Below are 24,811 nucleotides of genomic sequence, written 5' to 3' on the forward strand. Positions count from 1 at the left end.
AAATATATTTTTTACATAGGATTAGCGCCCTGCCAGTCTTGTTTGTTTTTTAATTTATTTAAGTCGATTCCTTTACCGAGAAGATATCGTTTTCGCAAATAAAAATAACCAGCTCCGGAAAGCATAAACAGTATAAATCCCCCTGTTTTGTAAAATGAAGCCAGATCAACAAGGATTATCAGGCCAAAAAAAAGCGCCATGAAAATACCGGTCAAAGGACAGATAAACTGCCATGGACCCTTTAGCTTGAAGGATGCAGCGGCATAATAATCCGGGTGTTTTTTTTGAAACCTCAGGGCCACCAACTGAATGGGAACCATGATTACCAATGCACCCAAAGAGGCATAGGATGCAAGGGTTTCCAAAGAAAGTTGGGATATAATACCCAGTGCGGAAAGAATCCAGAAAAGCGTCAAAACCCGGTATGGTGTTTTAAACCCATGGCTGATTTTGCCTAAGGATTCAGGGAACAGATTGTCCTGAATAATCACCAAAAAAGATTTTGTGCCGGTAATAAAAATTGCATTTAAGGTGGTTGTTAGAGCAATAATGGCTCCTCCAAAAATAAAAAACACCCTGCCAGGTTCTTTGAACATTATATTGCTGACTGCAATTAGAGGCTCTTTTGATTCATTGAGTATTTCAGAGCCTGCCATGCCCACGGTGGTTATTCCCACAAGAATATAAATCCCTGCAACAATGGGAAAAGAGATCATAAACGCTTTTGGAATAATTTTTCCAGGATCAATGATTTCACCGCCCAATTCGATAATGCCATTGGCCCCAAGATAGGTAAAGGTGAGCAGGGCAGTTCCCAGCAGAATATTGCCCACCCCTTTTTGGCAAATATTATTGAACCGTATGGGGTTTAATTCAAAAATTCCTGTGCCCCCATAAACGAGCAGGGCTGTTATCAGGATAATGACAAGGATACCCTGGATAATCGCAGCAAATTTGACACCCAGCAGGTTGATAATATAAAAGGAAGTGACCAACCCCAGGGCAACTGGCAGGGAGGGGATACCGGGGAAAAATGACTGAATATAGGTGACACACCCATTGGCCAATAAAGGAATCTGCCCGAAAAAAGAGGTCAGTGCATAGGTCCATACGCCGACAAAAGCAATGCAGGGCGAAAACATCCTGCAAGGATATTTATAGTTGCCACCGGTTGTAGGGATTGCAGATCCCAGCATGGCCATGGGAAGGATACTCAAAAACACCGGTATGACAGCCAGCCCATAGGCCAACGGCAGGGCAGGCCCGGTTATCCTCAGGGCGATGCCGGTAAAGACAAATACACCGCCGCCAATCATAAATCCGATTGCGATCGACGAAACGGCTGCAAGTCCGAGTGCAGGTTTTAATCCGGAATTGTTCATGTTTAACCTTTTGGGTAAAAGTCCGAAGGCTATTGGCAAATCCCAGTCTGCTTTCCCTAGGATCTGCCATTAAATTATTTATGCCATAGTGGAAAGCAGGTATCAATGATTTTGATGCCAGGAACATACATGGGTATCACCCGATTATAGGTGAATTAAGAATTCTAAGCCTTCCCCCCTTTTATATGGATATACAATTTATTGGCTTTATGATATAGGCAAATAAAAGATCATAAGAAAAACAGTCGAATGTGTTCCCTATTTTCCAAAAGGAAACCCCTCCATGGATGATGATTTTAAATTTTCAATTTTGGGAAAAACCAACCTTGCGGTGGGGCGTCTGGGACTTGCCGGCAGTTACGGCGCCCCTGCCGCTGCCTACGAAAAGGCCTTTGAAAAGGGATGCAATTATTTTTATTCCGGGTCAGGCAGGCGCCGTTCCCAGATGAAACAGGCCGTTAAAAACCTGGGCCGCCAGGGGCATCGGGACCAAATGGTTGTCAGTATTCAAACCTATGCCAGGTTTGGGCTCATGACAGAAATATGGTTCAAGCAAAGCCTTGGGAGCATGGGGATTGACCATGCCGATATTCTCATGCTGGGGTGGCATAATTCTGCCCCCTCCAACCGACTCATGGAGTTTGCCCTGAAGATGAAAGAACAAGGGCTTTGCCGGTTCATCGGACTGTCCGGTCACAACCGCTCCCTTTTTCCGGAACTGGCCGAAAAGAAGATATTTGACCTCTTCCATATCCGGTATAACCCGGCCCACAGAGGAGCAAAAAAAGAATCTTTTCCCCTCTTTGAAAAAAGTACCCCACCCGGCCTTGTCACCTATACCGCCACCCGGTGGGGCCACCTGCTCCAGCCAAAACATATGCCCCCGGGGGAATCCCCCTTGAGTGCCAGTGACTGCTATCGGTTTTCCCTGTCCGATCCCAGGGTCAACATATGTCTTTGCGGCCCCAGGAATATGGACCAGATGCAAACCGCATTGACAGCCCTGGACAAAGGACCGCTCACCCCAGAAGAAACAGAAAGGATTACCAGAATCGGAGACCATGTTCACAAATCTGCCAAAGGATTTTTTGGATAAATCTTCTTTGGTTGATGTCCATAAGGCAAAAACAGATAAACTTAAAATGAAACCATAAGGAGCTAAAAATGGATCTTTCTTCATTGAACATTGAAAAAATTATCGACACCCTTACCCTTTGGGTAACCGCCTATTCCATGAAAATAATTGCGGCTGTTCTAATTTTTGTCATTGGGAAATGGCTGGCAAAAAAAGTCACCAAGCTGTTTATCAAGCTATTGGAAAAAAACAAGGTGGATGTCACCCTGACGCGTTTCCTGGAGAGCATTGTCTATTACTCCCTGCTGATTGTGTTATTAATTGCCGTTGCCGGACAGCTGGGGATCAATACCACCTCATTTTTAACCATTGTGGGTGCAGCCGGCCTTGCCATTGGCCTTGCACTGAAGGACTCCTTGTCCAATTTCTCTTCAGGGGTCATGCTGATCCTGTTCCGGCCTTACCGGGTCGGGGATTTTGCCACCGTGGGCGGGGTCACAGGAAATATCATGAGTATTGATATTTTCAACACCACCTTGAACACCCCGGACAACCAGCGGGTCATTGTTCCCAATGCTAATATCACCAATAATGTTATCACCAATGTCACGGCCAATGATACCCGCCGGGTGGACTTGACCATCGGCATCGGGTATGGGGATGATGTTTTAAAGGCAAAAAAGGTACTGGGTGAAGTCCTCAAAACCGAAAATCGGATACTCGAAACCCCTGCCCCGAAAATCGCCGTATCAGAACTTGCCGACTCCAGCGTGAACTTTGTGGTCCGGCCCTGGGTAAAAACCAGTGACTATTGGGATGTTTATTTTGATCTGACGGAAAAAATAAAACTCACCTTTGATAAGGAAGGCATCAGTATCCCCTTTCCCCAGCAGGACGTTCATTTTTTCCAGGAGAAAACCGGTACCGAGGCCTAAATTACACCATTAAGATCTGTGCTCAGGCTGAAAAAAAAACCAGAAAAGGGGTATACGCTCACTTGAATTATGTGATATGTTGCGTGGATTTGACTATAATAAAGGCAGGAAATGAGACTAATTTCAACATAGGAGTATATCTAAATGGACACCCCCTCTTCAACGACGTACAGCTTCAGACCCAAAGATGCACTGCTGGGAGCACAGATGTTGTTTGTGGCCTTCGGCGCACTGGTTCTGGTCCCTCTTCTCACCGGACTTGATCCCAATGTGGCCCTTTTTACCGCCGGATTCGGCACATTGATATTTCAGGTCATCACCAAGGGGAAGGTTCCGATATTCCTGGCCTCCTCCTTTGCGTTCCTTCCGCCGATCTTTTATGGGGTCCAAACCTGGGGAATTCCCGGTACCATGTGCGGCCTTGCGGCTGCCGGCGTGGTCTACATCCTGCTGAGCCTTCTGATCAAGTGGCGGGGAAGTGAAGTGTTGAGCAATATCCTTCCCCCGGTGGTGACAGGTCCTGTAATAATGGTCATCGGTCTCATTCTTGCCCCTGTTGCCGTTAACATGGCCATGGGAAAAGCCGGAGACGGCTCTGTGGTTCTTTTTCCCGAAGGCACCGCACTCACCGTATCCCTTGTGGCCCTTGCCACCACGGTTCTGGTTTCCCTTCTGGGCAGGGGGGTCTTTAAATTAATCCCCATTCTCTGCGGCATTATTGCAGGGTATATAACCGCGCTTATTTTTGGTATCGTCGATTTTAGCACCGTCGCAAAGGCCCCCTGGTTTGCCCTTCCCAACTTCACCTTTCCCGAATGGAATCTCCAGGCGATAATCTATATTGTTCCCATTGCAATCGCACCTGCCATCGAGCATTTCGGTGACATTCTGGCAATCGGTTCCATCACCGGTAAGGATTATCTTAAGGACCCCGGGATCCACAGGACCATGATGGGGGACGGCATCGCCACAACCATGGCATCCATGCTGGGTGGCCCACCCAATACCACCTATTCCGAGGTAACCGGCGCCGTCGCCCTGACCAGGGTTTTCAATCCGGGAATCATGACCTGGGCCGCCATCACAGCTATCGCCCTTGCCTTTGTGGGCAAATTCGGGACATTCCTCCAGACCATCCCCTCGCCTGTAATGGGGGGCATCATGCTGCTTTTGTTCGGTGCCATCATGGTGATCGGCCTGAACACACTGGTAAAATCAGGTGAAGACCTCATGGAATCAAGGAACCTTTCCATCGTTGCCCTGATCCTGGTATTCGGTATTGGCGGCATGAGTTTTTCAGCCGGTGAGTTCACCCTTCAGGGCATCGGTCTTGCCGGTATTCTGGGAGTTCTTCTGAACCTTATTCTCCCCGGGAAAAAGCGCAAATACTGATCACAATCAACTTAATCTGAAGTCCTCTTTTCCTGGGGAAACAGATAGAAAAAAACAAGATAAAAGATAATAAAGAGGGCCGCAGAAAAGTTCGATCCGGCCCTCTTTATTATCTTTAAATACAGGTCAAAATTCGAATAGAACCTGCCCGGCATCAATGGCTTTGTTCAAGTCTGCGGTAATAGATTCAAGAAGAAGTTTGTCCCGGCTGTCCCCTTCGGTGCAGGCCACTTTAACCGCAAGATTCCGCCCATTTTCCTTTGCCACATAGAGAGCCCGATCAACCAGATAAAAAATATGGTCAATCCCCAAATTGCCGGGATGATGTTTATAAAATGGATAAAAAACAAAACCCAGGGAGCAGGTGATGCGAATATCACGACTGTCTGTCACCTTAAAAACTGAGTTTGCCACATGGAGACGAATCTTTTCGGCAAGAACACAGAGGTTATTTTCCCTGGTACCCTTCAGGAGGATAATAAACTCTTCCCCCCCAATACGGCCCACCACATCATCCTGCCGGACCGTTTCACAAAGCCTGTCACTGAACTGCTTGAGCACCATATCGCCGGAATCGTGCCCATAACTGTCATTGACCTTCTTGAAATAATCGATATCAATGCTGATAACCCCATACCCACTTGAGTCGGATATTTTCCTTTTATTCGCCCCGGTTTTCTCCATCCACAGGGAATTGATTTCATTTTCAACCCTCGGCTTTAAAATATCAAAGAGATAATGCCTGTTTTTAAGGCCGGTCAAGGGATCAAGCCTGGAAATCTTTTTAAGCTCATCGTTCTTCACAAGGAGCTCCCGGTTAAGTTTTTCACTATTGAGCTTTTCCCTATTGAATTGTTCAATGAGCAGATTGTTGTCAAACCGCAATACAAGGAACACCCTTAAATCGGTATTCATCCTCTTTGCGTTAACCGACATGATCGCAAAGAAAATAAGCCCAAGCACTCCCATAGCCGTTGTGATATGTGTTCCAAGGGTAAAAAGGATAACGGTGGGAATAATAAAGACACTTATGGAATAGGAAAAAAACATGGCCAGGTGGTTATGGTAGGAACCAAGGCTGCCGGCCACCATCCCCCCCGCAATAAAATAAAGGAAAACCATGTACTCAAGCTGGTTGCTATTTATAAAGAAAAGACCCACCGACCCGAACAGGAGGCCGGCGACAATAAAAGAGGAAAACAATACCCTCTGCCAGAAAATATAGTTTTTTTGTCTGAATCCTCGCCGGTAAAAATAGATTAAAAGGTACCGAACCAGAACAAACAAAATGTTGAGTAAACACCAAGAAATTAGCCTGTCTCGCGGAATCACATCCCAAAGAACCGCCACAAGAATTATGGGATTGATAATGCTTGTGGGCATACTCGCAAAAAGATTCTTCACCAGTATTTTGGTTCGTTGGATCTCCACATAGGTTTCTCGGTCAAAGTCCACCATACTATTTTCCATTCTCACATCTCTTCTTTCCTTATCCCTCTGCCAAAACAACATAAAAATCAGAGGTAAGCATCCAACCCTCAACTATCTGTCTGAAACTCTTTTGTACTCCCTATATCAGATCAGAAAGCAGGCCTAGTAAAACCACCTGGGATATAAACCTATTCATCGCTAAAAAACAAGCAATTTTTACGACCCGACTTTTAGCCCCTTCCAATTGTCCCGGCGCTAAAAAAAATTTTCCGGATTGTTTGGTGTATGATGAACAGGCCCGATTTTATCCAAACCAGGCCTGATTGGTGAGAAGAGAACTTATAAATCCAAGGTTCAATGGCGGTTGCAAATACAATGCTCCGGCCATATTTCGAACGTCTAATAATTTTCCGTACTTTCCTTGACAAAAAGCAAGTTCTTATCCATTATCCATAGACATCAATGACTATTGGGATGTTTATTTTGACCTGATGAAAAAGAGAACACTCACCTTTGATCAGGAAGGCATCAGTATCGCCTTTCCCCAGCAGGACGTTCATCTTTTCCAGGAGAAAACCGGCACCGAGGCCTAAATTACAACATTAAGATCGGAAACCAGACCATGCAGGAAATCAGTTCACCAAATGCCAGGACAAAAGAGATGGCCGATGCCATCGCAACCCTGATAAAAAATGAATATGGGATATGCGGAACCCTTACCCGGCTGGCCGGAGAAAATGAAAACTATTTGGTCAAAACACAAGAGAACACCCGGTTTGTGCTCAAACTGGCCGACGAAGATACCACCTCCGGAATGATCGAAATAGAGTACCTGGCGGTGGAGCGCCTCATTGATGCAGGGCTTGAAGCAAGACTGCCCCGGGTGATACCCACCAAAACCGGGGAGATTGAAGCCCGTTTTTTGACGGACAGGGGGCGGCAGCTTAGGGGAAGGCTTCTGGAATTTGTCCCGGGACAGGCCTGGTGTGACCTTCTTCCCGCTACCGAAAAACGGTTTGAGGATCTTGGCCGCACCATTGCCCAAGTCAATATCGCCATGGAAACCATTATCCACCCAGATACCCGGCGAACCCACCACTGGGACCTTGCCAGGGCCCAACAGCACCGCACCTCAATCTCCCTGGTGGAAGATCCCCAGCACCGCAGAATACTGGAACAGGTGTTCCATTCCTATGCCGCCATTGCCATGCAAAGGTTCCCTGACCTGCCCCGTTCCCTCATCCATGGAGATATCAATGACGATAATTTACTGGTAGACGACACCCTTATCCAGGGGATACTGGATTTTGGAGACTGTCTGGAAAACCCCACCATCTGTGATCTGGCCATCGCGCTGGCCTATGTCACCCTGGATGAACAAGACCCCCTGGAGGCGGCCTCGATAGTTGTGGGGGCCTATCACCGGGTCAGAGCCCTGTCCATGAAGGAACTTGAAGTTTTGTTCCCCCTCATGTGCACCCGCCTGGCCGTATCTGTTATTATCTCTGCAAAGCGGCGCCGCATCGATCCCGCCCGGGCGAGCTGGTTTGTCTCGGAAGAGCGGGCCTGGAGAAAACTGGCATTTTTTGCCGGTATTCCCCCGGCCCAGGCCGCCATCCGCCTGGCCTCAAAAATTGAGTTGACCCCCTATGACGACAGGGGTAAACCCATTCCCGAACTGGTTGAACACCGTCAAAAATGCATTGCCCCATCTGTTACGGCCTCCTATGCGACACCATTAAAAATAATCCAGGGGAAGGGCCAGTATCTCTATGACTTTCATGGCCGTCCCTTCCTGGATCTGTACAACAATGTATGTCATGTGGGTCATTGCCACCCCCGGGTGGTGGTGGCGGGCCAGCACCAAATGGCAAAGCTCAACACCAACACCCGTTATCTCTATGACGGCCTCACCGATTATGCCCAGAAACTGTGCCACACCCTGCCCCGGGAACTTAACACCTGTTTCTTTGTCAATTCCGGCAGCGAAGCCAATGAACTGGCGGTTCGCATTGCCAAAACCGTCACCGGCAACCAGGATATGCTGGTGGTGGAGGGGGCCTACCACGGTCACACCGAGGCCATGATCAACATCAGCCCCTATAAGTTCATGGGCAGGGGCGGCAAAGGCCGTCCCGAACCCTGGGTCCATGTGGTTCCTGTAGCCGACGGTTACAGGGGGGCGTATAAAGGCCAGGGCGAAGAGACGGGCAGGGCCTATGGGGATGAGGTGGGCAAGATCATCCAAAAAATTGACCGCCCCATTGCCGGATTTATTACCGAATCCCTGCTCTCCTGCGGCGGCCAGGTGATCCCGCCAAAAAATTATTTCAAAACCGCCTTTGCCCATGTAAGAAACGCCGGGGGCCTGTGCATAACAGATGAGGTCCAGACAGGCTTTGGCAGGGTGGGATCCCATTTCTGGGCCTTTGAACTCCAGGAGGTGGTGCCGGATATCGTTGTCATGGGCAAACCCATTGGCAATGGCCACCCCATGTCTGCCGTGGTCACCCGCAGGGAGATTGCCGACCGCTTTGCCAATGGCATGGAATTTTTTGCCACCTTTGGGGGCAACCCGGTTTCCTGCGCCATTGGCCAAGCTGTTCTGGACGTCATTGAAGAAGAAGGTCTCCAGATGCATGCAAAAAAAGTGGGGCACCATCTGATCGAGGGATTAACAGCCCTTAAAACCGCCCATCCCCTGGTGGGAGATGTGAGGGGCATAGGACTTTTCATCGGCATTGAACTGGTTCAAGACCGCCAGAAACTGACACCTGCAACAAAAGAAGCCGCTGACATGGTCAACCGTCTTAAAAACAGGGGCATACTCCTGGGAACCGATGGCCCCTTTTCCAATGTCATCAAGATAAAACCCCCCATGGTCATAACCCTGGAAGATGCCGACATGTTCTTGAGAGTTTTAGACGACGAACTGACAGATATGGAACAAAATCGAATGCAAAACTCGTTTGCCATCTCCTTTAATTCGTACTAAACTCCTTAAATCAAAATTAACCCTCTTATTAAAAGGAGATCCATGCCCATGACAGACAAAGCATTCCAGGATTATTATCCGGAAGAACTGAGCCATTGCTACGGCTGCGGCCGGCACAATACCCACGGCCTTCAACTCAAAAGTTATTGGGACGGGGAAGAAACCGTTGCCCTGTTCCAACCGGAAGCAAAGCATACAGCGGTTCCCGGCTTTGTTTACGGCGGTTTAATCGCCTCTTTAATTGACTGCCACTCTACGGGCACCGCTGCGGCCGCTGCCTACCGAGCACAGGGCCGGGCCATGGATACAATGCCGGCCATACGGTTTGTCACCGCATCCCTCCATGTGGATTACCTGGCCCCAACTCCCATCGCAGCTCAACTGGAAGTCAGGGGTGTTGTCGTTGAAGTAACCCCAAAAAAAGTAATCATTGAATCAACTATAATGGCCGACGGGAAAATATGCGCCAAGGGAAAAGTGGTGGCGGTTCATCTGCCGGAATCCATGCTAAAAGTCATGAAAGGAGAAAAATAATGAGTCAGAAAAAAATTGTATTGTTTGCCTTCAGGGGGGATCCCCTCTGTTTTGTACATGTTTTGCTCAACGGGATTGACCTGTATGAGCGGGGACAAGAAGGGTTGATTGTTATTGAAGGAGATGCCGTCACCCTGGTGGAAAAGATGAGCCAGCCCGGCCATTTTTTATCAACCTTGTACCAGAAAGCCAAAGGGTTGGGACTTTTCGCAGGGGCCTGCAAGGCCTGCGCCACAAAACTTGGCGCTATTGAGGCCATAAAAAAAGAAGAGATCCCCTTGATCGGTGAGATGTCAGGCCATCCCTCCATGGGCGGGTTCATGGCAGAAGGGTATGAGGTGATCACCTTTTAAAATCAAATGGCGGAGACAAAAAAGGCAGTTCCCATAAAAACGGAACTGCCTTTCCTTTTTTTAGGAACAGGACAAACAACCCTATGATCACCTGACAATGGAAAAACCCAGCCTGAAAACATCCGCTCTTTGATCATACTCCAGCAAATTTTCTGCGTATCCGGTGAAATACTGGGCATGGAGGTACACATCCATAAGACCACTCAAAAACGGCAATCGGTTCATGGGATAGGACAAGTCCAGCTGCAAGGTGGGCCCTTTCTTCCCATGCCGATAATGGGTTTCAAGGCCTAACCCCAGCGGCTTGCCAATTTTTGCTTCAATATCAAAATACCCTCTGTAATCGGCCAAGTCCGGGTTGGTCACATCATCGTTTCCGATATATACCCACACCTTTGGGGCCAGTTTCAGATGGGTTTCATCCCAGAGAGGAAATACAATGATCGGCTGTATATATCCGTAATTGGTACTCCGGGAATCTTCGCCTCCCCGGCCATTGGATTCGTGCTGAAACCCTGTTTGGAAACCAAACCCGGAAACCCAAGGGATATTCAAATCTATCTTGTTGTCCAGAAAGAAAATTTCAGGCATATACCGGGAATCTTTGAAGGGTGCTGATTCTGAGCCCAGGTCCCAAAAGGATTGCTGGGTGTATCCCAGGTGAAGTTTCTCCAATAATGATAACTTTTCTTTAAAAAACTCCCCTTCGCTAAAATCAAAGAGTCGATATTTAAAACTGAACTGAAAGCTGCTTTTCTCAAGCCCCGGATCCACACCAAACAGAAAGTAGGAGGGCTTGTAAGTGGATAAATTCTTTAAGAATGGTTGAAAAACATTGGACATCTCGGCCAGGGATGCTTGTTGGGAAGTACTGTCATCTGATTCTCCCGGAACAAATACCTTGGCATGGAACATGGCTAAGTTGGCCCCATATTCCTTGAGTCCAATCGAAATATGGCCGTCCATATACCGGGGCAGGCTCACCCGATATTCCCGTTTTAAAAACCCATTGCCCGGAATCATCTCCTGGCTGGTATCCAGGGGTAAAACCGGCAGGGCAATCACCTCCACCCTTTTATTTTTGCCAACGATTTGGCATTCCAGTCTCGTATATGCCCCGATGGAAAGGGGTCGTGGAAAGGGATTGGTAAAATATACAAAGAAAAAGATCGGGTTTCCTGCCATTATGGATGAATTTTCAGATGCCTGGGGTGCCACCAGTATCAGTTTCGGCTCCTGAATAGCGGCAAAAGAAATTTTTGCACCCATTACAAGAATAGCCAACACCAATAAGAGAGCCAGCCCAGGGCTCTTTCGTTTAGACCGCAAAAGGGTCGCTATAACATTTGCTGCCACGTCTGAATGTCCTTTCATTTCTGGGATACGTATCATTGGTTGTTAGAAATATCCTCTGTGTTAAACACATGTCAGACATATTGTCAATGGGTCAGGCCCATTCCAATTCAACGGCCGGTCAAGGGACGCCCCAGCTGATAAATACCACCACAGTCCTCAAATTCCCTGGCTTTGTCAATGGTCATGATCTCGTCAAACCGCGCCTTTATCTCTTCGGCAAAAATAGGTCGCCGGGCGTCGCCGACACAAACGCCCTTGCCGGAAACCATGGCAGAGCGGGCAAACCATCCGGCGCTCATGGTAAACACCTGGCCGGATACCTCATTTTCCCGGGAGCACAAATAGGTCACCAGGGGGGTATTAAATTCCGGACGGATTCTTTTTGCCACCTCTTGGGAAAACACACCCCGGGTCATGCCCGTGTCAGCATTGGGGGCAACCGTGTTAACCCTGATATTGTACTTTCCCACCTCCAGCTTCAAGGTGTTCATCAGCCCGATCACCCCCATCTTAGCAGCTCCGTAATTGGACTGGCCAAAATTCCCGTACATGCCCGACGAAGAGGCCGTAAAGACGATCCGTCCGTATCGATTTTCCTTCATGTATTTTACAGCCGGCTGGGTCACACAAAAGGCCCCTTTCAGATGAACTCCTATAACCTCATCCCATTCTTGTTCCGTCATTTTTATAAAGGTCCGATCCCTTAAAATACCGGCGTTATTAATGAGAACATCCACCCCTCCAAAATGATCCAGGGCCGTCTCAACTATTTTTTTACCGCCCTTCATACCGACCACGGATTCATGATTTGCGAAGGCCTCTCCCCCGGCCCTGCGAATCTCATCCACCACACCGTCGGCAGTCCATTCACCTTGGGGGGTTTTCCCCACATCATTGACCACCACCTTTGCCCCTCTTTTCGCCAGGTCAAGGCAATAGGCTCTGCCTATTCCTGCACCTGCACCGGTAACAATTGCCACCCTGTTTTCAAATCCGATTTCCATAATTCTCTCATTGCTCCATTATATTACCATTATAACAGGAATCTTGTTTGTTGCCATGTCGGTAATGAATACACCTCTGTTATGATCGACTGAAATTTCGTTCAAAAAATATAAAGGGTATGGATTTTATAGATTGCCCCTCTTGGGGTAACAATCTAGGATAATGAAAAACAGATGTCAATGGTTTAATCTGCCGGTAAAATAAAAGGCTGCCTGGAATTTTCCAGGCAGCCTCTTATAGTTTTAAAACTTAAAAAGTATTATTATGACACAATTTTTCCTTTTTCTTTTGCGCCAGAGACAAAGGAAACCTTGTCTGCAATCTTGTCCTCTTCTGCCAGCTGATTGAGTTTCACCATTTCAAACCCTAGGATTTCCACGGACACATTGCCCTTGTCATCGGTCAGGATCAGATCATAGGTATTGGTTTCCTCTCCCGAGCTGATCTTCCGGGTGATGCAATAGTAATCCTTGTTTTTTTGGATATTTCCATAAAAATTCAGGGAATGGATTCTGGAGGGAAGCACGGTTCTGGAGCTGGTAAAAAACTCCAGCAGACCGCCGGTCTGGAACATGGCATCCACCAGAACCGGAGCCGCCACAAACCTGGGATCTTTCACCCCTTTAAAAAACTCGGATTGACTGTTGTCTCGAAGAGTTGTCACAAGTGTCGTCCCGTCAAAGGAATTAATATCCATGATGGTGCCAAAAAGCCCGAACATGAACAGCCGGTTGGGATGATACACCAGGGTATCTATATCCCCGTCAAGGTCAACAGGAGAAAATTGCGGCAGATCGATTTTCTTGGGGGCAAGCCTCTTTTTTGAAAACCCATAGGTCCCCTGATAATGAAGTTTGGGTTCTCCCATGATAACTCCCAAAGGATTTTTAAACACAGAGGAAATATTACATTCAATGGCACCCTCAGCTGTTTGCTTTCCCTGGATCAACAACTCCTTTGGACGTCCCTTGAGCAATTTGATTCCATAGGGAATGGAGAAATCAGACAAACTTGTAAAATGTTTATTGTCCCCGGACAATGAGCATGCCACCTCAGCCATTGTTTCGATACCCGTTGACCCGAGAAAGAGAGGAACATCCCCCATGGTATGATCCTTGAGAAACAGATCGTGTTTCAGATCCAAAACCCGGGAATAGGTCACACTCGAGTTAGTCTGTTCGACAATATTCTCCAGAAAGGGAAAAGCTCGATCAGCAGGATCCCCCAGGAGACCATCAATGTCAAAATCATAATCCAGGCCGGAAAAGACCATTTCAGATTCTGTCTTGTCCAGAAGATCGGCCATGAAAAATTTCACCCCCTGGTCCATGGGCAAAAACTGAATCCTCCGGTCTTCCAGAACCTTTTTCACCGTTGGATTGGTGGCCATTCCCACCCCGCCCCAGGCTGTCCATGCAAAGACCTTATAGGTTCTCTCCGGATGACGCTGACGTTCCAAAAACAGGGTCTTGCCAAGAAAATCATTGGCAGCCGTATAATCCACCTGCCCCTGGTTGCCAAAGCGGGCGGTAACCGACGAAAAGGTAAAAAAGTATTTATAGTCGTGATCCTTGGCAGCTTCCAGCAGATTGCGCATACCCTTGACCTTAACATCCACCACCAACTCAAAGGCCCGGAGCTCTTTTTTAGGAATAAACTGACTCATTTCCATGCCGGCTGCATGGATGATTCCGTCAATGCGCTCACAGGAATTCATCGCTTTTTTCACGGCCTTCAAATCCGTAACATCCGCACATTTGTAATCCACCTGAACTCCCAGAGACTTCAAGTATTCAATGTTCTCAATGGACTGGCGCCCTCGAATCAACCGGTCCAGGGCCCGTTTGATCTCAACGGGTTTCACCCCGGGCATATCACCTCGAAGCAATGCCATGAGTTCCGGCTGGGTGGATGACTTCACCAGATATTTAGGCTCCATGGCATAGATATCATTGGAACCCAGAATGACCAGATTGACCCCATAGGTTTCCACCACCTTTTTTAATATCTCATAGGTAATCCCCCCGGCGCCGCCGGTTACCAGCAGGGTGTCATTTTTGGAGACCACCTGCTCGGTCCTGTCGGCAATGCTCTGGTGCAGGGAAAGGACATAGCGTTTTTTATTTTTATACCCCACCTCGCATCTTGTGTCCCGGGACAAAAGCTCGCCAATAAACAAATCAGCAATTCTCGGGATGTTCTTTTTGGGCTGCTTATAGGAAAAATCCACCACCTTGACCAGGGTATCGGGCATCTCCTTGTTGGCAGTTTTCATGAGGCCGGACAACCCGGCAAACATGGGATGAATCTCACCCATTTCTTCTCCTGCCATATAGGGAAAAATAACAGAATCAAAAGTAATCGTCCCCATGATATTCTCTCGGTTATCCAGGGTCTCAAACAGGCTCTTGATCAGAACAAAGGCTGACTTTATGGTGGTGTTCAGCTCCTGGTCCGATGCAAAACCATCCTTGCCGTTAAAATAATAATCCAATGGTGCCAGGTGGATAAACCCATTCACCTCGGGAGTTTTGGTTTTAAAGGCTGCAAGGCGGTCTTCCATTCCCCGTATATCGGTGAGATCCAAATCAAGGTCCACAGGGCGCTTGCTGTTTTTAGCGCCCATGGTGATAACCTTACCGCCAAGTCCCTTTATTCTCTTGATGACAGCAGAGGCAAACCCGTGGCTGTCCAGGGAGACTATAATTTTCTTTCCCTTAAACGTTTTACCGGAGGATTTGGGTATCTTGGCCTCATCCACCCGCACCACCAGGCGTTTGATAGGCGAGGTAACATCAGGAAACCTGTCTTCTTTGGATGCGCTTTCATCAATTGTCGCCCCAACCATGGCACTATCAGCATCAGAGGAAGAAACCGCCGTACTGGTTCCGGACCCCGTAGCCGGTATGGCCTCTTTTTCCGGGGGTGTGACCGCCCGGGTTCTTTGATGAATATAGCCGGCAAGTTTGGCAATGGTGTTCAGGTCCCGAAGCTTTAAATCTTCGGGCACACCAAAATTGAAGGTGGACGCAACCTTAGCAAAAATTTCCACCTGTTTTACCGTGTCAATCCCCAGGTCTGCTTCCAGGTCCAGGTCCTCCTCCAGCATGTCCGTGGCATACCCGGTCTGCTCTGCAATCACCATTTTAACAGTCTCAATGGCATTCTCAGCACCAGCAGGGGCCGCAATAGCAGGGGATACAACCATGACTCCGTCAGCCAACGTTACCCGAGATTGTGAACCAGAAGGCTGCTCGACCGCCAGGGGGGCCGGGGATACGGCAGGGGCATCCACCCGCGTGCCAATATAGGCGGCCAGCTTTTCAATGGTATTTAGATCCCTTAGCTTTAAATCTTCAGGCACACCAAAATCAAAGGCCGATGCGATCTTGGCAAAAATCTCCACCTGTTTTACCGTGTCAATCCCCAGGTCCGCTTCCAGGTCCAGATCATCCTCCAGCATGTCCGCTGCATATCCGGTCTGCTCGGCAATTATTTCTTTCACCGTGTCAATGGCCTTAGCCGCACCAGCATTGGCCGCACCAGCATTGTCCGCACCAGCATTGTCCGCACCAGCATTGTCCGCACCAGCCAAAGTTACCCGGGATTGTGAACCAGAAGGCTGCTCAGCCGCCAGGGGGGCCGGGGATACGGCAGGGGCATCCACCCGCGTGCCAATATAGGCGGCCAGCTTTTCAATGGTGTTCAGATCCCGAAGCTTTAAATCTTCGGGCACACCAAAATCAAAGGTCGATGCGATCTTGGCAAAAATTTCCACCTGTTTTACCGTATCAATCCCCAGGTCCGCTTCCAGATCCAGATCGTCCTCCAACATGTCCGCTGCATACCCGGTCTGCTCGGCGATGATTTCTTTAACCGTTTCAATGGCAGGGGCAGGACCGGCTCCTGCAACTGTGGGAGCGGATACCTGCGCTTCAAGAGAGACAGAAGCAACGGGTGCGGGGATATCCACCCGACCAGCCACATAGGCCCCTAATTTTTCAATGGTGTTCAGATCCCGAAGTTTCAGATCTTCGGGCACACCAAAATCAAAGGTCGATGCGATCTTGGCAAAAATTTCCACCTGTTTTACCGTATCAATCCCCAGGTCCGCTTCCAGATCCAGATCATCCTCCAGCATATCCGCTGCATACCCGGTCTGCTCGGCGATGATCTGCTTTACCTTTGCGATGGGTACTGCTGCAGGTTCCAGCACTGAGGATACCGGGACGGCAGGAAGGCTTGCTGCCACAGCACTCATCGGTGCGGATGCCATGGCCGGTATCCGGCCCGGTTCCGGAACCTGCCTTTTCTTTTCAGGACTGTCCGGCAGTGTGGGCCCTGTTTCCGGGTCCCCGGCCACCACACACAGGGTATTGTCAATCACTTTGAGTTCCGGCTTTTGAGAACCGGTTATTTTCCTGAGCCAGCGATGATAGACCCGGTTGCCCTTGACAGGATTCTCCTCCACCCGTTTGACAAAAACAAAGGCAAAATGGGATCCGAACCCGGCGGCAAGATGCAATCCGTATTCACTATCAATTTTCTCCTGGCCGGAAAAATTGAGCTTTCTGAAATGACTGGGGATTTTTTTAAGATTGGCAATGGGAGGCGCCTTGCGTCGCTGGAGGGCCTTGATCATGACCACATCCTCAATAGCCGCCCCCAGGGTATGACCGGTAAATCCCTTGGTATTTGAAATAACGATCCTGGGCAGATACTTGGAAAATGTGGCTTCCAGGGCCGTTACTTCTGCGTCGGCAGACCCTCCCCTGGCAGGGGTATAGGTCTCATGGGACATGAATAGCAGCTTGTCAGCATATTCTTGCTTGGTAAGCCCTGTCTGTCGCTCCACCTTGGTGATAAATTTTTTCATTTCACTGGCCATGTGGGGAACGTCAATATTATAGGTATGAAAGGCGGAATTGGCAATGTGGGTGCCAAGGATCTCCGCCTGGCCGTTCATGCCGCGCTTGGCAGCACTTGCCTGGTCTTCAATGACCAGCCCCACGGCACCGGCCCCCAGGATAGTTCCGTTCCGGTCCTCATCAAAGGGTTTGGCCCCTTCTGAGACTCTTTTTTTAATGGTGGCAGCTCCCAGGGACAAAAACCCCGAACCCACCCATTGTCCCTGGCGGGAGGAGGTGGCATTGTCACCACCAATGACCAGCACCCGTTTACACCGGCCCACCCGGATCCAGTCCTCGGCAATACCCATGGCAAGGGTGGTGGAGGCGCAGGCGGAAGAGACCAGGGTATTGGGTCCCTTGGCCTTGATGATCTGAGCCAGGTGGGCAGATCCCAGGGGACAATAGTTGGCCACAAAGCTTCTGTCAAACTTATAGGTGTCCAAATCGGTCCGTTTCCGGGATTTTGCCTTGAAGAACCATTCGGTCAGTTCTTCCTTGATCTCCATATCCCCTACCTTTTCCATGAGATAATAATAGATCTTTTCAAATTCCTCATAGGGCTTGAGGAACAATTTTTCATAATAATATTTTTCAAGTTCATCGATCAGGGTTTCTGCATTGGGCCACAAAGAGGTGATAATGACCCCGGTTTCCTCCTGCATCTCTTCTGGCAGGGCAAAGCCTGCGGGTATCATGGTCTTGCCGCCCTTCATTTTCTTATACTGCATGACCAGAGGGATATTGGCATCCTTGAGGGCTTCAATCCCTGCTGCGATGCCCATGGCCATGACCATGTCATATTGTTCCTTGATGCCGTATTCATCGGTGAGGTTAAAATATCCCAATTGTCCTGCCAGATGGATGACATCCTCTGTTTTAGTGATCTGGACAAACCTGGCATTGCCATCGGGCTGTTTGAAAAGCTTGGTGATATTTTTGTCCGTCAATCGGTCCATGGCATCTGCCGTGAGGGGCTCAATAAAATTTTCACCATTGAGAATGGCATCAAAGTTATCCTTTGCAAACACCTTACGGGCCTTGCCCGGCAACCCCACTGATACGCCGGAAATCAAAATTTTGTGGGTGTTAAAACCAAACCGCTCCATGGACTCAACCGCTGAGTTGCGTTTCTGGTGCTGAAATTCCTTGTACAAAATTCTATCAATCAAGGTCTGGTTGTTTTGTTTAAATGTATCAAAGTCTTCTGACATTTCTATGATGGGTAACTCCTCTTTGGCAGTTGTATGGGCGGCGATCATCGGGTCTGGCTCCGGATGCACAATGGTCTTGGGCTCAAATAGGGCGTTGCAGGACAACAGGTATTGACGGCAGGCTTCAAAGGAGGCAACCTCACCAAGCTTTGCGTCCACGGACACAGCCGTGCCATACTCTCCCACATTGATATTTTTCAGCAAATTGACAAGAAGCCTTGAGGGCCCGATTTCAATAAAATGAGTTTTGCCCGAGACATAGACATTTTCAATGGAGGCAATAAACTCCACCGGAGAAACAATCTGTTTTGCCAACAAATCTTTTACCTCTTCCGCTCGTTCCGGGTAGGGCTGGGCCAGGGTGTTGGAAATAATCTTTCCATACCGGGTATCGTTAAACTGCACGGATGAAAGATAGGTTCTCAATTTGTCCGAGGCTTCCTTGAGCAGGGGGGTGTGAAAAGCACCGGTGAGATTGAGCTTTTTATAGACCACTGCTTGCCCTGTCAGGTATTGGCAAAATTTTTCAATAGCCTCGGCCTTGCCGGACACGGCTGTTTGTTTTTCACTATTCTTGTTGGTAATATAAATGCCGGACACAAAAGATTCTCTAATCAGACCGGCTGTTTCTCGTTCATTTTTAAAAACCACCATGATTTTACCGGGATTTTTCAGGGTAGATTCGTACATGAGGTCCGAACGTTTGATGATCAAACGCATGGCATCTTCAAATCCCAACATCCCCGAACAAAAAAGAGCCGTGTATTCCCCCACACTATGGCCGATAAAATAATCCGGGGAGAACCCTTCCATGGCCAAACGACTGCAGATAGCAGCCGAGGAGAGAAATACCGAGGGCTGGGTATTCTGGGTGGAATTAAGCTTCTCATCCTCTTCAAACATCATCTCCAGCAAAGAATATCCCCGAATACTTTTGAAGATGGCCTCGCCTTTTTCCATGACCGATCGAATGTGGTCATCGGCCTCGAACAATTCTTTCATCATACCAGGCCTCTGGGCACCCTGGCCCGAGAGCAGGGCCACCATGCGAAGCTTTTTCCCCTTGTGATCTGCGGAATGGGAAGCGCCCCCCAGTACGATGTCATCTGTGGGAACAGGTTTGTACACAGCCTCAATCACCTGCTGGCCGATCATTGGTTGGCCAATCATTGGTTGGCCGATAGTGGGTTGGCCAATCATTGGCTGGCCAACTTGCTGACCCATCACTTGCTGACCCATAACGGACGAAACACTTGCAGACAGAACAGGGACCGACAACGGCTGTTCTAAAACCCTGGGCAGACAGCTCATTATCAAATGGCAGTGGTTTCCACCAATGCCGTTGACATTGGCGGCAAACCGGAAAGGTTGACCAGGAGTCCTGGGGATTGCTGTGGTGGCGGGTTTCAAAACTTTGCACCCCTTGAGTATGGAATGCTCTGAATCATAATTAAAGTCCGGTAAAAGCGTTCCCTTGGTATTCATGAGGACAAGCTTGGCAAGGGCAACCGCAGGATTGGCCGCCTTGAAATACCCGAACTGGGGTTTGATGTTACCGCAGTGCATTTCATGGTTAAAACAAGCTTGTGTCACCTGTTTTTCAATCATATCCCCAAAAACATTGGAAAAGGCAAACAGATCCAGATGGTTGATATCTGATTTGCGGATCCCTGATTTTTGATAGGCCTCATTGATGACGGAAACAAAGGTTTTTTCCGAGGGTGCCAATAGATGGTCGGGCACACTGGAACCCACCGTGCATTCATTAATTTCCCCCAAAATTTCCATGCCCGCTTCTCGGGCGCGTTTATAGGTGGTCAGGACATGGATGGCCGCCCCCTCCCCCATGACATAGCCGTCTGCCCTTGAATCAAAATAATTGCAATCCCCCTCGGACAAAAGGCCCAGGCGCTTAAATGCCATTAGCACAGCAGGATATAGGTTGCAGTCAACGCCTCCTGCCAGGACAAAATCCAGATCCTTTTGTTTCAAATTTCTTGTGGCATTTCGAATGGCAATGGTGGAAGAGGCACAGGAAGCGTCCAGGACATAATTGGGACCGTTGAGGCCAAAATAATTGGCAATCCGCCCGGATATAATATTGGACAAAAGACCTGGAGTAGTATCTTCATTATTTTCCGGAATCGAAGTGCAGATGGCATCGACCATCTCCTGCCCCACGATCTGAGCAATATTTGCATCCAGGGCTGAACAATTTTTAATCAGATTACCAATGAAGTTTTTCCTCACACGGATAATATTTTTACTCTGGCGTTCCCCGGCAATGGTCCCCAGGATAACCCCGGTTCTTGCAGCAGCACCTGCATGTTCCAACAGCCCACAAGATTCCAGGGCTTCGCTGGCAGCTTCCAATCCAAAGAGCTGTCCCCGCTCAACGGATTTGACCATTTTAGGAGGCATTCTGTATTTAAGATTGTTAACCTGATAATCTTTTACTATCCCTGCCTTGACCTTGGGCAACCGATAAATGGAATTTTTATCAAAGGCAGCATAGGCATCATTGTCAAAATGACTTGCAGGGATAGAGGAGAGCTGTTTTTCCCCGGAGCATAATTTTTCCCAAAATTCTTCGGTATTACTGGCACCGGGAAGAAAGACCCCGAGACCTGCCACCACAATCCTGTCCTCATTAAAATCATAGGCAGTGTCGGAAAAAATATCCCGCTTCATGGGCGCATACCCCTTTGTCATCTCTTCCACAACCATGTGATAATTGATACCGCCGAATCCATAGGAAGAAACCCCGGCCTTACGGCTTTTGCCGTCCTCAGGTTCCCAGGGTTTGGCATCTTCTACAATGTACAGGGATGAACTCGTTAAATCATGATTTTCAGCCAGGGTTTTAAACTGCCCATTGGGCGGCAGCACGCCTTTTTCCACTGCCAACAAGGCCTTTAACAAGCCAACAGACCCGGCACACCCCAAAAGATGGCCGATTTGGGATTTGACGGAACTGACCCCGGCATGGGAATTTTGATACATGGTGGACAGGGTTTGAAGCTCCACCTGGTCCCCCACTGTGGTGGCGGTACCATGGGCTTCAATAAAGCCGATGTCATCGGGAAGAATATCGGGCCGAATATTTTCAAAACAGCGTTCCAGACTCATGACCTGACCCTTGGGGTTGGGTGCGGCAATGGCCTTGCCCTTTCCATCGGAACTGCCCCCGATGGCATTGATCACCCCGAAAATTTTATTTTTATCCCGGATGGCATCCTTCATCCGTTTCAAGACAAAAACCACGGACCCTTCCCCCAGGACAAACCCGTCGGCACGACTGTCAAAGGGATAGGACCCTTTTGCAGAGAGGGTGCCCATCTTGGCAAATCCAATAAAGGATTCCGGTGCCAGATGGGTATTGACCCCGCCCACAATAACCTGGTCATGGTCGCCGGACAAAAGCTCTCCTGTTGCCGCCTCAAGGGCGGTAACAGAAGAGGCACAGGCAGCATCCACGATATAATTTACACCGCGGGCCCCCAGGTGCCGGGCAATCCTGGAAGCTTCAATGTTCAAAAGGATTCCGTGGACCGGATCATAGCCCTTGTTTTCCCCTTCTATACCTTCTTGAAGGGCCTGTTTGATCTTTTCTCGTTCACCATCGGAAAGAGCGGTATAGGCCGGGGTTTTCTCCAGCATGGAGACCACCTCTGGATACCAGTATTTGAGCTGAAGATCATTTCCCAGCTCATTGGAAAGGCAGGTGGCAATGATGACGGCTGTCCGCTTTGGATCATCGGTTACAAGACGGTCATCCGCCCCCAGAAGACCTGCACTTTCCACGGCTTTATAAGCGGTTGCAAGTACCATCTTCTGACTTCTGGACAGCTGTTTTTCCTTGTTTTCGGCATATCCGAAGCGTTCACAATCAAATTCAAAATGGTCCACCTGCCCTGCCAGGATGGTATAGGTGGTGTCTACCGCCTTCCGGTCTGGATTATAATATAACGACCTGTCAAAACGGGTTTCCGGCATTTCACTGATGGAATAGCGCTTGTTTAAAATATTGTCCCAGAGCATATCTGGATTGTCAGCATGGGGAAGGGTACAGCCCATTCCCACCACGGCAATCTCATCTTTAATTTTGTTTTTCCGGCTGGAAAAAACTTCCAGTTGATTGATGTGTCTGAACAATTGAGACTTGCCGTCAAAATACTGGTCATGGATCTCTCGAATGGAAACAGGGCCCTTAAAAAAGGCCAGACTGTCCCCCACCAGAAAATTACCTCGTTCCCGATGTTCCTGGCCTTCAAACCAGGTGTAATGTTCTTCACCCTTACGTTTAAAATCTGGCAAGAACCCCTTGGCTCCGATGAGAAGCGATCCGATATTGCGTTTCTCAAAGGATCGTTTTCTCTGGGTTAACCCTTCTTTGTTAACAATCATCTGAGCTTCATGTTCCACCATACTGCGTGCAAACTGGGTGGGAGCGGTTCTGGATGCCAGCCCCAGACTTCTGCCGATGACCACGGTTTCATCTTTTTCAATAATGATGTCCTGGTATTGTTTTTTCATACTTTTGGTTTCAACGATCTCATTGGAAAACAGATAGGCGGTTCCCACTTGAAGACCGATTTTCGCACCGCGGGCAGCCAGAAACGAGGCCATGCCCGAGATGAAAAAAGAGGCAAAGGCTGTGGTAATCCCACCGGCAAAAACCAGATACAGGTCAGATAAATCCCGGCGAGACTGGATCAAGTTTGAGATGGCGGCTTCCCAGAGAACCATGCTGGACAAAGACCCCACATGGCCACCGGCTTCTCCCCCCTCAAAGATAAACCTGCGGCACCCGGCGTCCAAAGCATTTTCCATCATGGAGACCGATGGGGTGTGCATATAGGTTTTAGTGCCGGCCTTTTCCAATTCAACCACCTGGGAGGGAATACCGCCTGCAAAAAGCGCATAGGGTACCTTGTAGCGCTTGACCATGTCCAGATGTTTGTGGACCATGGGGTTAAAGGCTTCAATGCCCACAAGACCGGCACCAAAATTACTCAGTTTTTTGGCTCCCTTTTGTATCATATCCTCGGCCAGGGATGCTGGCAGGCTGCCCACGGCAAAAAAGGGCAAAGCGCCGGCTTCCAATACCATGGCGGCAAAATCTGCATTATCCGAAATATTGGCCATGGGTCCTTGAATCAGCGGATACTTTGTGGACTGATCCTTTGCAAAGGCAGAATCTGCCACAACCGGATCATGCTGGTCAATAAAATCAAGATTTTCCCCAATGGTTGTAAAAAAGGAAGTTACCATGGATTCAAGACAGGTGGATTCCCTGGCAAACTCCTTGGCAAAAAGCCCGTCCTGACCCAGATAAAACAGGGACTGGACAAATGGGACATCCGGGTTGTTCAGGGCGGTTATATTGTTGGTGATGGACTTATAAATCTGTCGTTCCCCATCCATTTCATTGGCAACCAGAACCGCCTCCTGCTTGAGGTCCTTAACAATTTTGGTGCCAAGTTTTGCAAAGACCCGATAGATCTCTCGGTCCTGGAAAATAATTTCAGTGGAATCTCCCTCATCCACTGTGGCCAAAAGCTTTTTGAAATTATCTGAAACCGGTGCCTCGTCTGCCAGAAGCACCTGGGAATCCATCACAAACCCGGAAGCGCCAGCTGCAAGCATACCGGCAGCCGTATACCGACCCACCCCGCCGTGGATAAAAACAGGCAGATCACTGTGTTTCAAATACCATTGCATGAGAATAAAAGAAGAATATCGAGACACCTTTCCGGCGGCCTCGTTGCCCCGCAGGATCAGCCCGTGGGGATCAATCGACCCTATTTTTTCAATGAGATGGATATCCTTAATTTCAGGAACAATCTTTGTATCACCAAAATGGGAAAAATCAGCAACCTCGTCTTGTTTGGAAAGGGGAACAATCAAAAGATCAAGGTTGGCCATATTTTTTTGTTTTAAAGCGGCAATGGTCTCATGGTCATGGGCAGCCAGCCGCAGTCCAAAGCTCAAGGGTTCCCGGGCAAGCAGCTGGGCCTTTTCAAGGATATCCTCGCGGCTTAAAAACTCTGTATCAAAAACCGGAAGGGCACCAGACCGGTAAATGGCATGAAAATAACTGGCATCAAATACCTTTACCGGTGTATAAATCATCAAAGGCAGTCTTGAATTCAGTATTCTTGTAATCATAAATATGGCTCCATATAGGGGGTTGCGTATCCGTGTTCTTTGGCTCCTGCCAAAGGAAAAC

At 48.6% G+C, this 24,811-nt stretch carries 11 protein-coding genes; 6 read left to right on the forward strand and 5 right to left on the reverse strand.

All coding sequences use genetic code 11. From position 1 onward, the window contains the following. Positions 1–11: 11 nt before the first annotated feature. On the reverse strand, positions 12–1,382 hold the full coding sequence (locus ACZ45G_RS22470; RefSeq protein ID WP_464172748.1) for an APC family permease: 1,371 nt from the start codon (positions 1,380–1,382) through the stop codon (positions 12–14). Positions 1,383–1,665: 283 nt separating this feature from the next. Here ACZ45G_RS22470 and ACZ45G_RS22475 point away from each other — a divergent pair, with 283 nt between their 5' ends. The 3 genes from ACZ45G_RS22475 (at position 1,666) to ACZ45G_RS22485 (ending at position 4,784) form a co-directional block, all read left to right on the forward strand. Then, positions 1,666–2,478, forward strand: coding sequence for an aldo-keto reductase family protein (locus ACZ45G_RS22475; RefSeq protein ID WP_464172749.1), 813 nt, complete (start codon positions 1,666–1,668; stop codon positions 2,476–2,478). Positions 2,479–2,546: 68 nt separating this feature from the next. Next, positions 2,547–3,392: a mechanosensitive ion channel family protein gene (locus ACZ45G_RS22480; protein ID WP_464172750.1), complete on the forward strand. Its 846-nt coding sequence runs from the start codon at positions 2,547–2,549 to the stop codon at positions 3,390–3,392. 144 nt (positions 3,393–3,536) lie between these two features. Continuing rightward, positions 3,537–4,784, forward strand: a complete 1,248-nt coding sequence (locus ACZ45G_RS22485; RefSeq protein WP_464172751.1) for a uracil-xanthine permease family protein — start codon at positions 3,537–3,539, stop codon at positions 4,782–4,784. A gap of 126 nt (positions 4,785–4,910) precedes the next feature. Here ACZ45G_RS22485 and ACZ45G_RS22490 read toward each other — a convergent pair whose 3' ends face one another. Next, on the reverse strand, positions 4,911–6,254 hold the full coding sequence (locus tag ACZ45G_RS22490; protein ID WP_464172752.1) for a GGDEF domain-containing protein: 1,344 nt from the start codon (positions 6,252–6,254) through the stop codon (positions 4,911–4,913). Positions 6,255–6,837: 583 nt separating this feature from the next. Between ACZ45G_RS22490 and ACZ45G_RS22495 the strand changes: the two genes are divergently transcribed. Genes ACZ45G_RS22495 through ACZ45G_RS22505 form a run of 3 tightly spaced genes read left to right on the forward strand, consistent with a single transcriptional unit; the run spans position 6,838 to position 10,097 of the window. After that, positions 6,838–9,210, forward strand: coding sequence for an aminotransferase class III-fold pyridoxal phosphate-dependent enzyme (locus tag ACZ45G_RS22495; protein ID WP_464172753.1), 2,373 nt, complete (start codon positions 6,838–6,840; stop codon positions 9,208–9,210). Between the two features lie 48 nt (positions 9,211–9,258). After that, positions 9,259–9,744: a PaaI family thioesterase gene (locus tag ACZ45G_RS22500; protein ID WP_464172754.1), complete on the forward strand. Its 486-nt coding sequence runs from the start codon at positions 9,259–9,261 to the stop codon at positions 9,742–9,744. Next, entirely contained in the window at positions 9,744–10,097 is a 354-nt protein-coding gene (locus ACZ45G_RS22505; protein ID WP_464172755.1) for a cytoplasmic protein, read from the forward strand. Before ACZ45G_RS22500 ends, ACZ45G_RS22505 begins: the two co-directional genes overlap by 1 nt. Before the next feature lie 87 nt (positions 10,098–10,184). Here ACZ45G_RS22505 and ACZ45G_RS22510 read toward each other — a convergent pair whose 3' ends face one another. From ACZ45G_RS22510 to ACZ45G_RS22520, 3 genes are all read right to left on the reverse strand, one after another. Next, positions 10,185–11,489, reverse strand: coding sequence for a phospholipase A (locus ACZ45G_RS22510; RefSeq protein ID WP_464172756.1), 1,305 nt, complete (start codon positions 11,487–11,489; stop codon positions 10,185–10,187). A gap of 71 nt (positions 11,490–11,560) precedes the next feature. Further along, the gene (locus tag ACZ45G_RS22515) at positions 11,561–12,457 is read right to left on the reverse strand and encodes an SDR family NAD(P)-dependent oxidoreductase (RefSeq protein ID WP_464172757.1); all 897 of its coding nucleotides are present in this window, start codon (positions 12,455–12,457) and stop codon (positions 11,561–11,563) included. A gap of 263 nt (positions 12,458–12,720) precedes the next feature. After that, positions 12,721–24,750 (reverse strand): beta-ketoacyl synthase N-terminal-like domain-containing protein, encoded by a 12,030-nt coding sequence (locus ACZ45G_RS22520; protein ID WP_464172759.1) that lies wholly within the window; start codon positions 24,748–24,750, stop codon positions 12,721–12,723. Positions 24,751–24,811: the final 61 nt, after the last annotated feature.

The organism is Desulfoconvexum algidum, from assembly GCF_055382125.1.

Bases quoted from the DNA above. Each gene is read 5' to 3' on its own strand.
- ACZ45G_RS22470 (WP_464172748.1), bottom strand. From the start codon at position 1,382: ATGAACAATTCCGGATTAAAACCTGCACTCGGACTTGCAGCCGTTTCG.
- ACZ45G_RS22475 (WP_464172749.1), top strand. From the start codon at position 1,666: ATGGATGATGATTTTAAATTTTCAATTTTGGGAAAAACCAACCTTGCG.
- ACZ45G_RS22480 (WP_464172750.1), top strand. From the start codon at position 2,547: ATGGATCTTTCTTCATTGAACATTGAAAAAATTATCGACACCCTTACC.
- ACZ45G_RS22485 (WP_464172751.1), top strand. From the start codon at position 3,537: ATGGACACCCCCTCTTCAACGACGTACAGCTTCAGACCCAAAGATGCA.
- ACZ45G_RS22490 (WP_464172752.1), bottom strand. From the start codon at position 6,254: ATGGAAAATAGTATGGTGGACTTTGACCGAGAAACCTATGTGGAGATC.
- ACZ45G_RS22495 (WP_464172753.1), top strand. From the start codon at position 6,838: ATGCAGGAAATCAGTTCACCAAATGCCAGGACAAAAGAGATGGCCGAT.
- ACZ45G_RS22500 (WP_464172754.1), top strand. From the start codon at position 9,259: ATGACAGACAAAGCATTCCAGGATTATTATCCGGAAGAACTGAGCCAT.
- ACZ45G_RS22505 (WP_464172755.1), top strand. From the start codon at position 9,744: ATGAGTCAGAAAAAAATTGTATTGTTTGCCTTCAGGGGGGATCCCCTC.
- ACZ45G_RS22510 (WP_464172756.1), bottom strand. From the start codon at position 11,489: ATGATACGTATCCCAGAAATGAAAGGACATTCAGACGTGGCAGCAAAT.
- ACZ45G_RS22515 (WP_464172757.1), bottom strand. From the start codon at position 12,457: ATGGAAATCGGATTTGAAAACAGGGTGGCAATTGTTACCGGTGCAGGT.
- ACZ45G_RS22520 (WP_464172759.1), bottom strand. From the start codon at position 24,750: ATGATTACAAGAATACTGAATTCAAGACTGCCTTTGATGATTTATACA.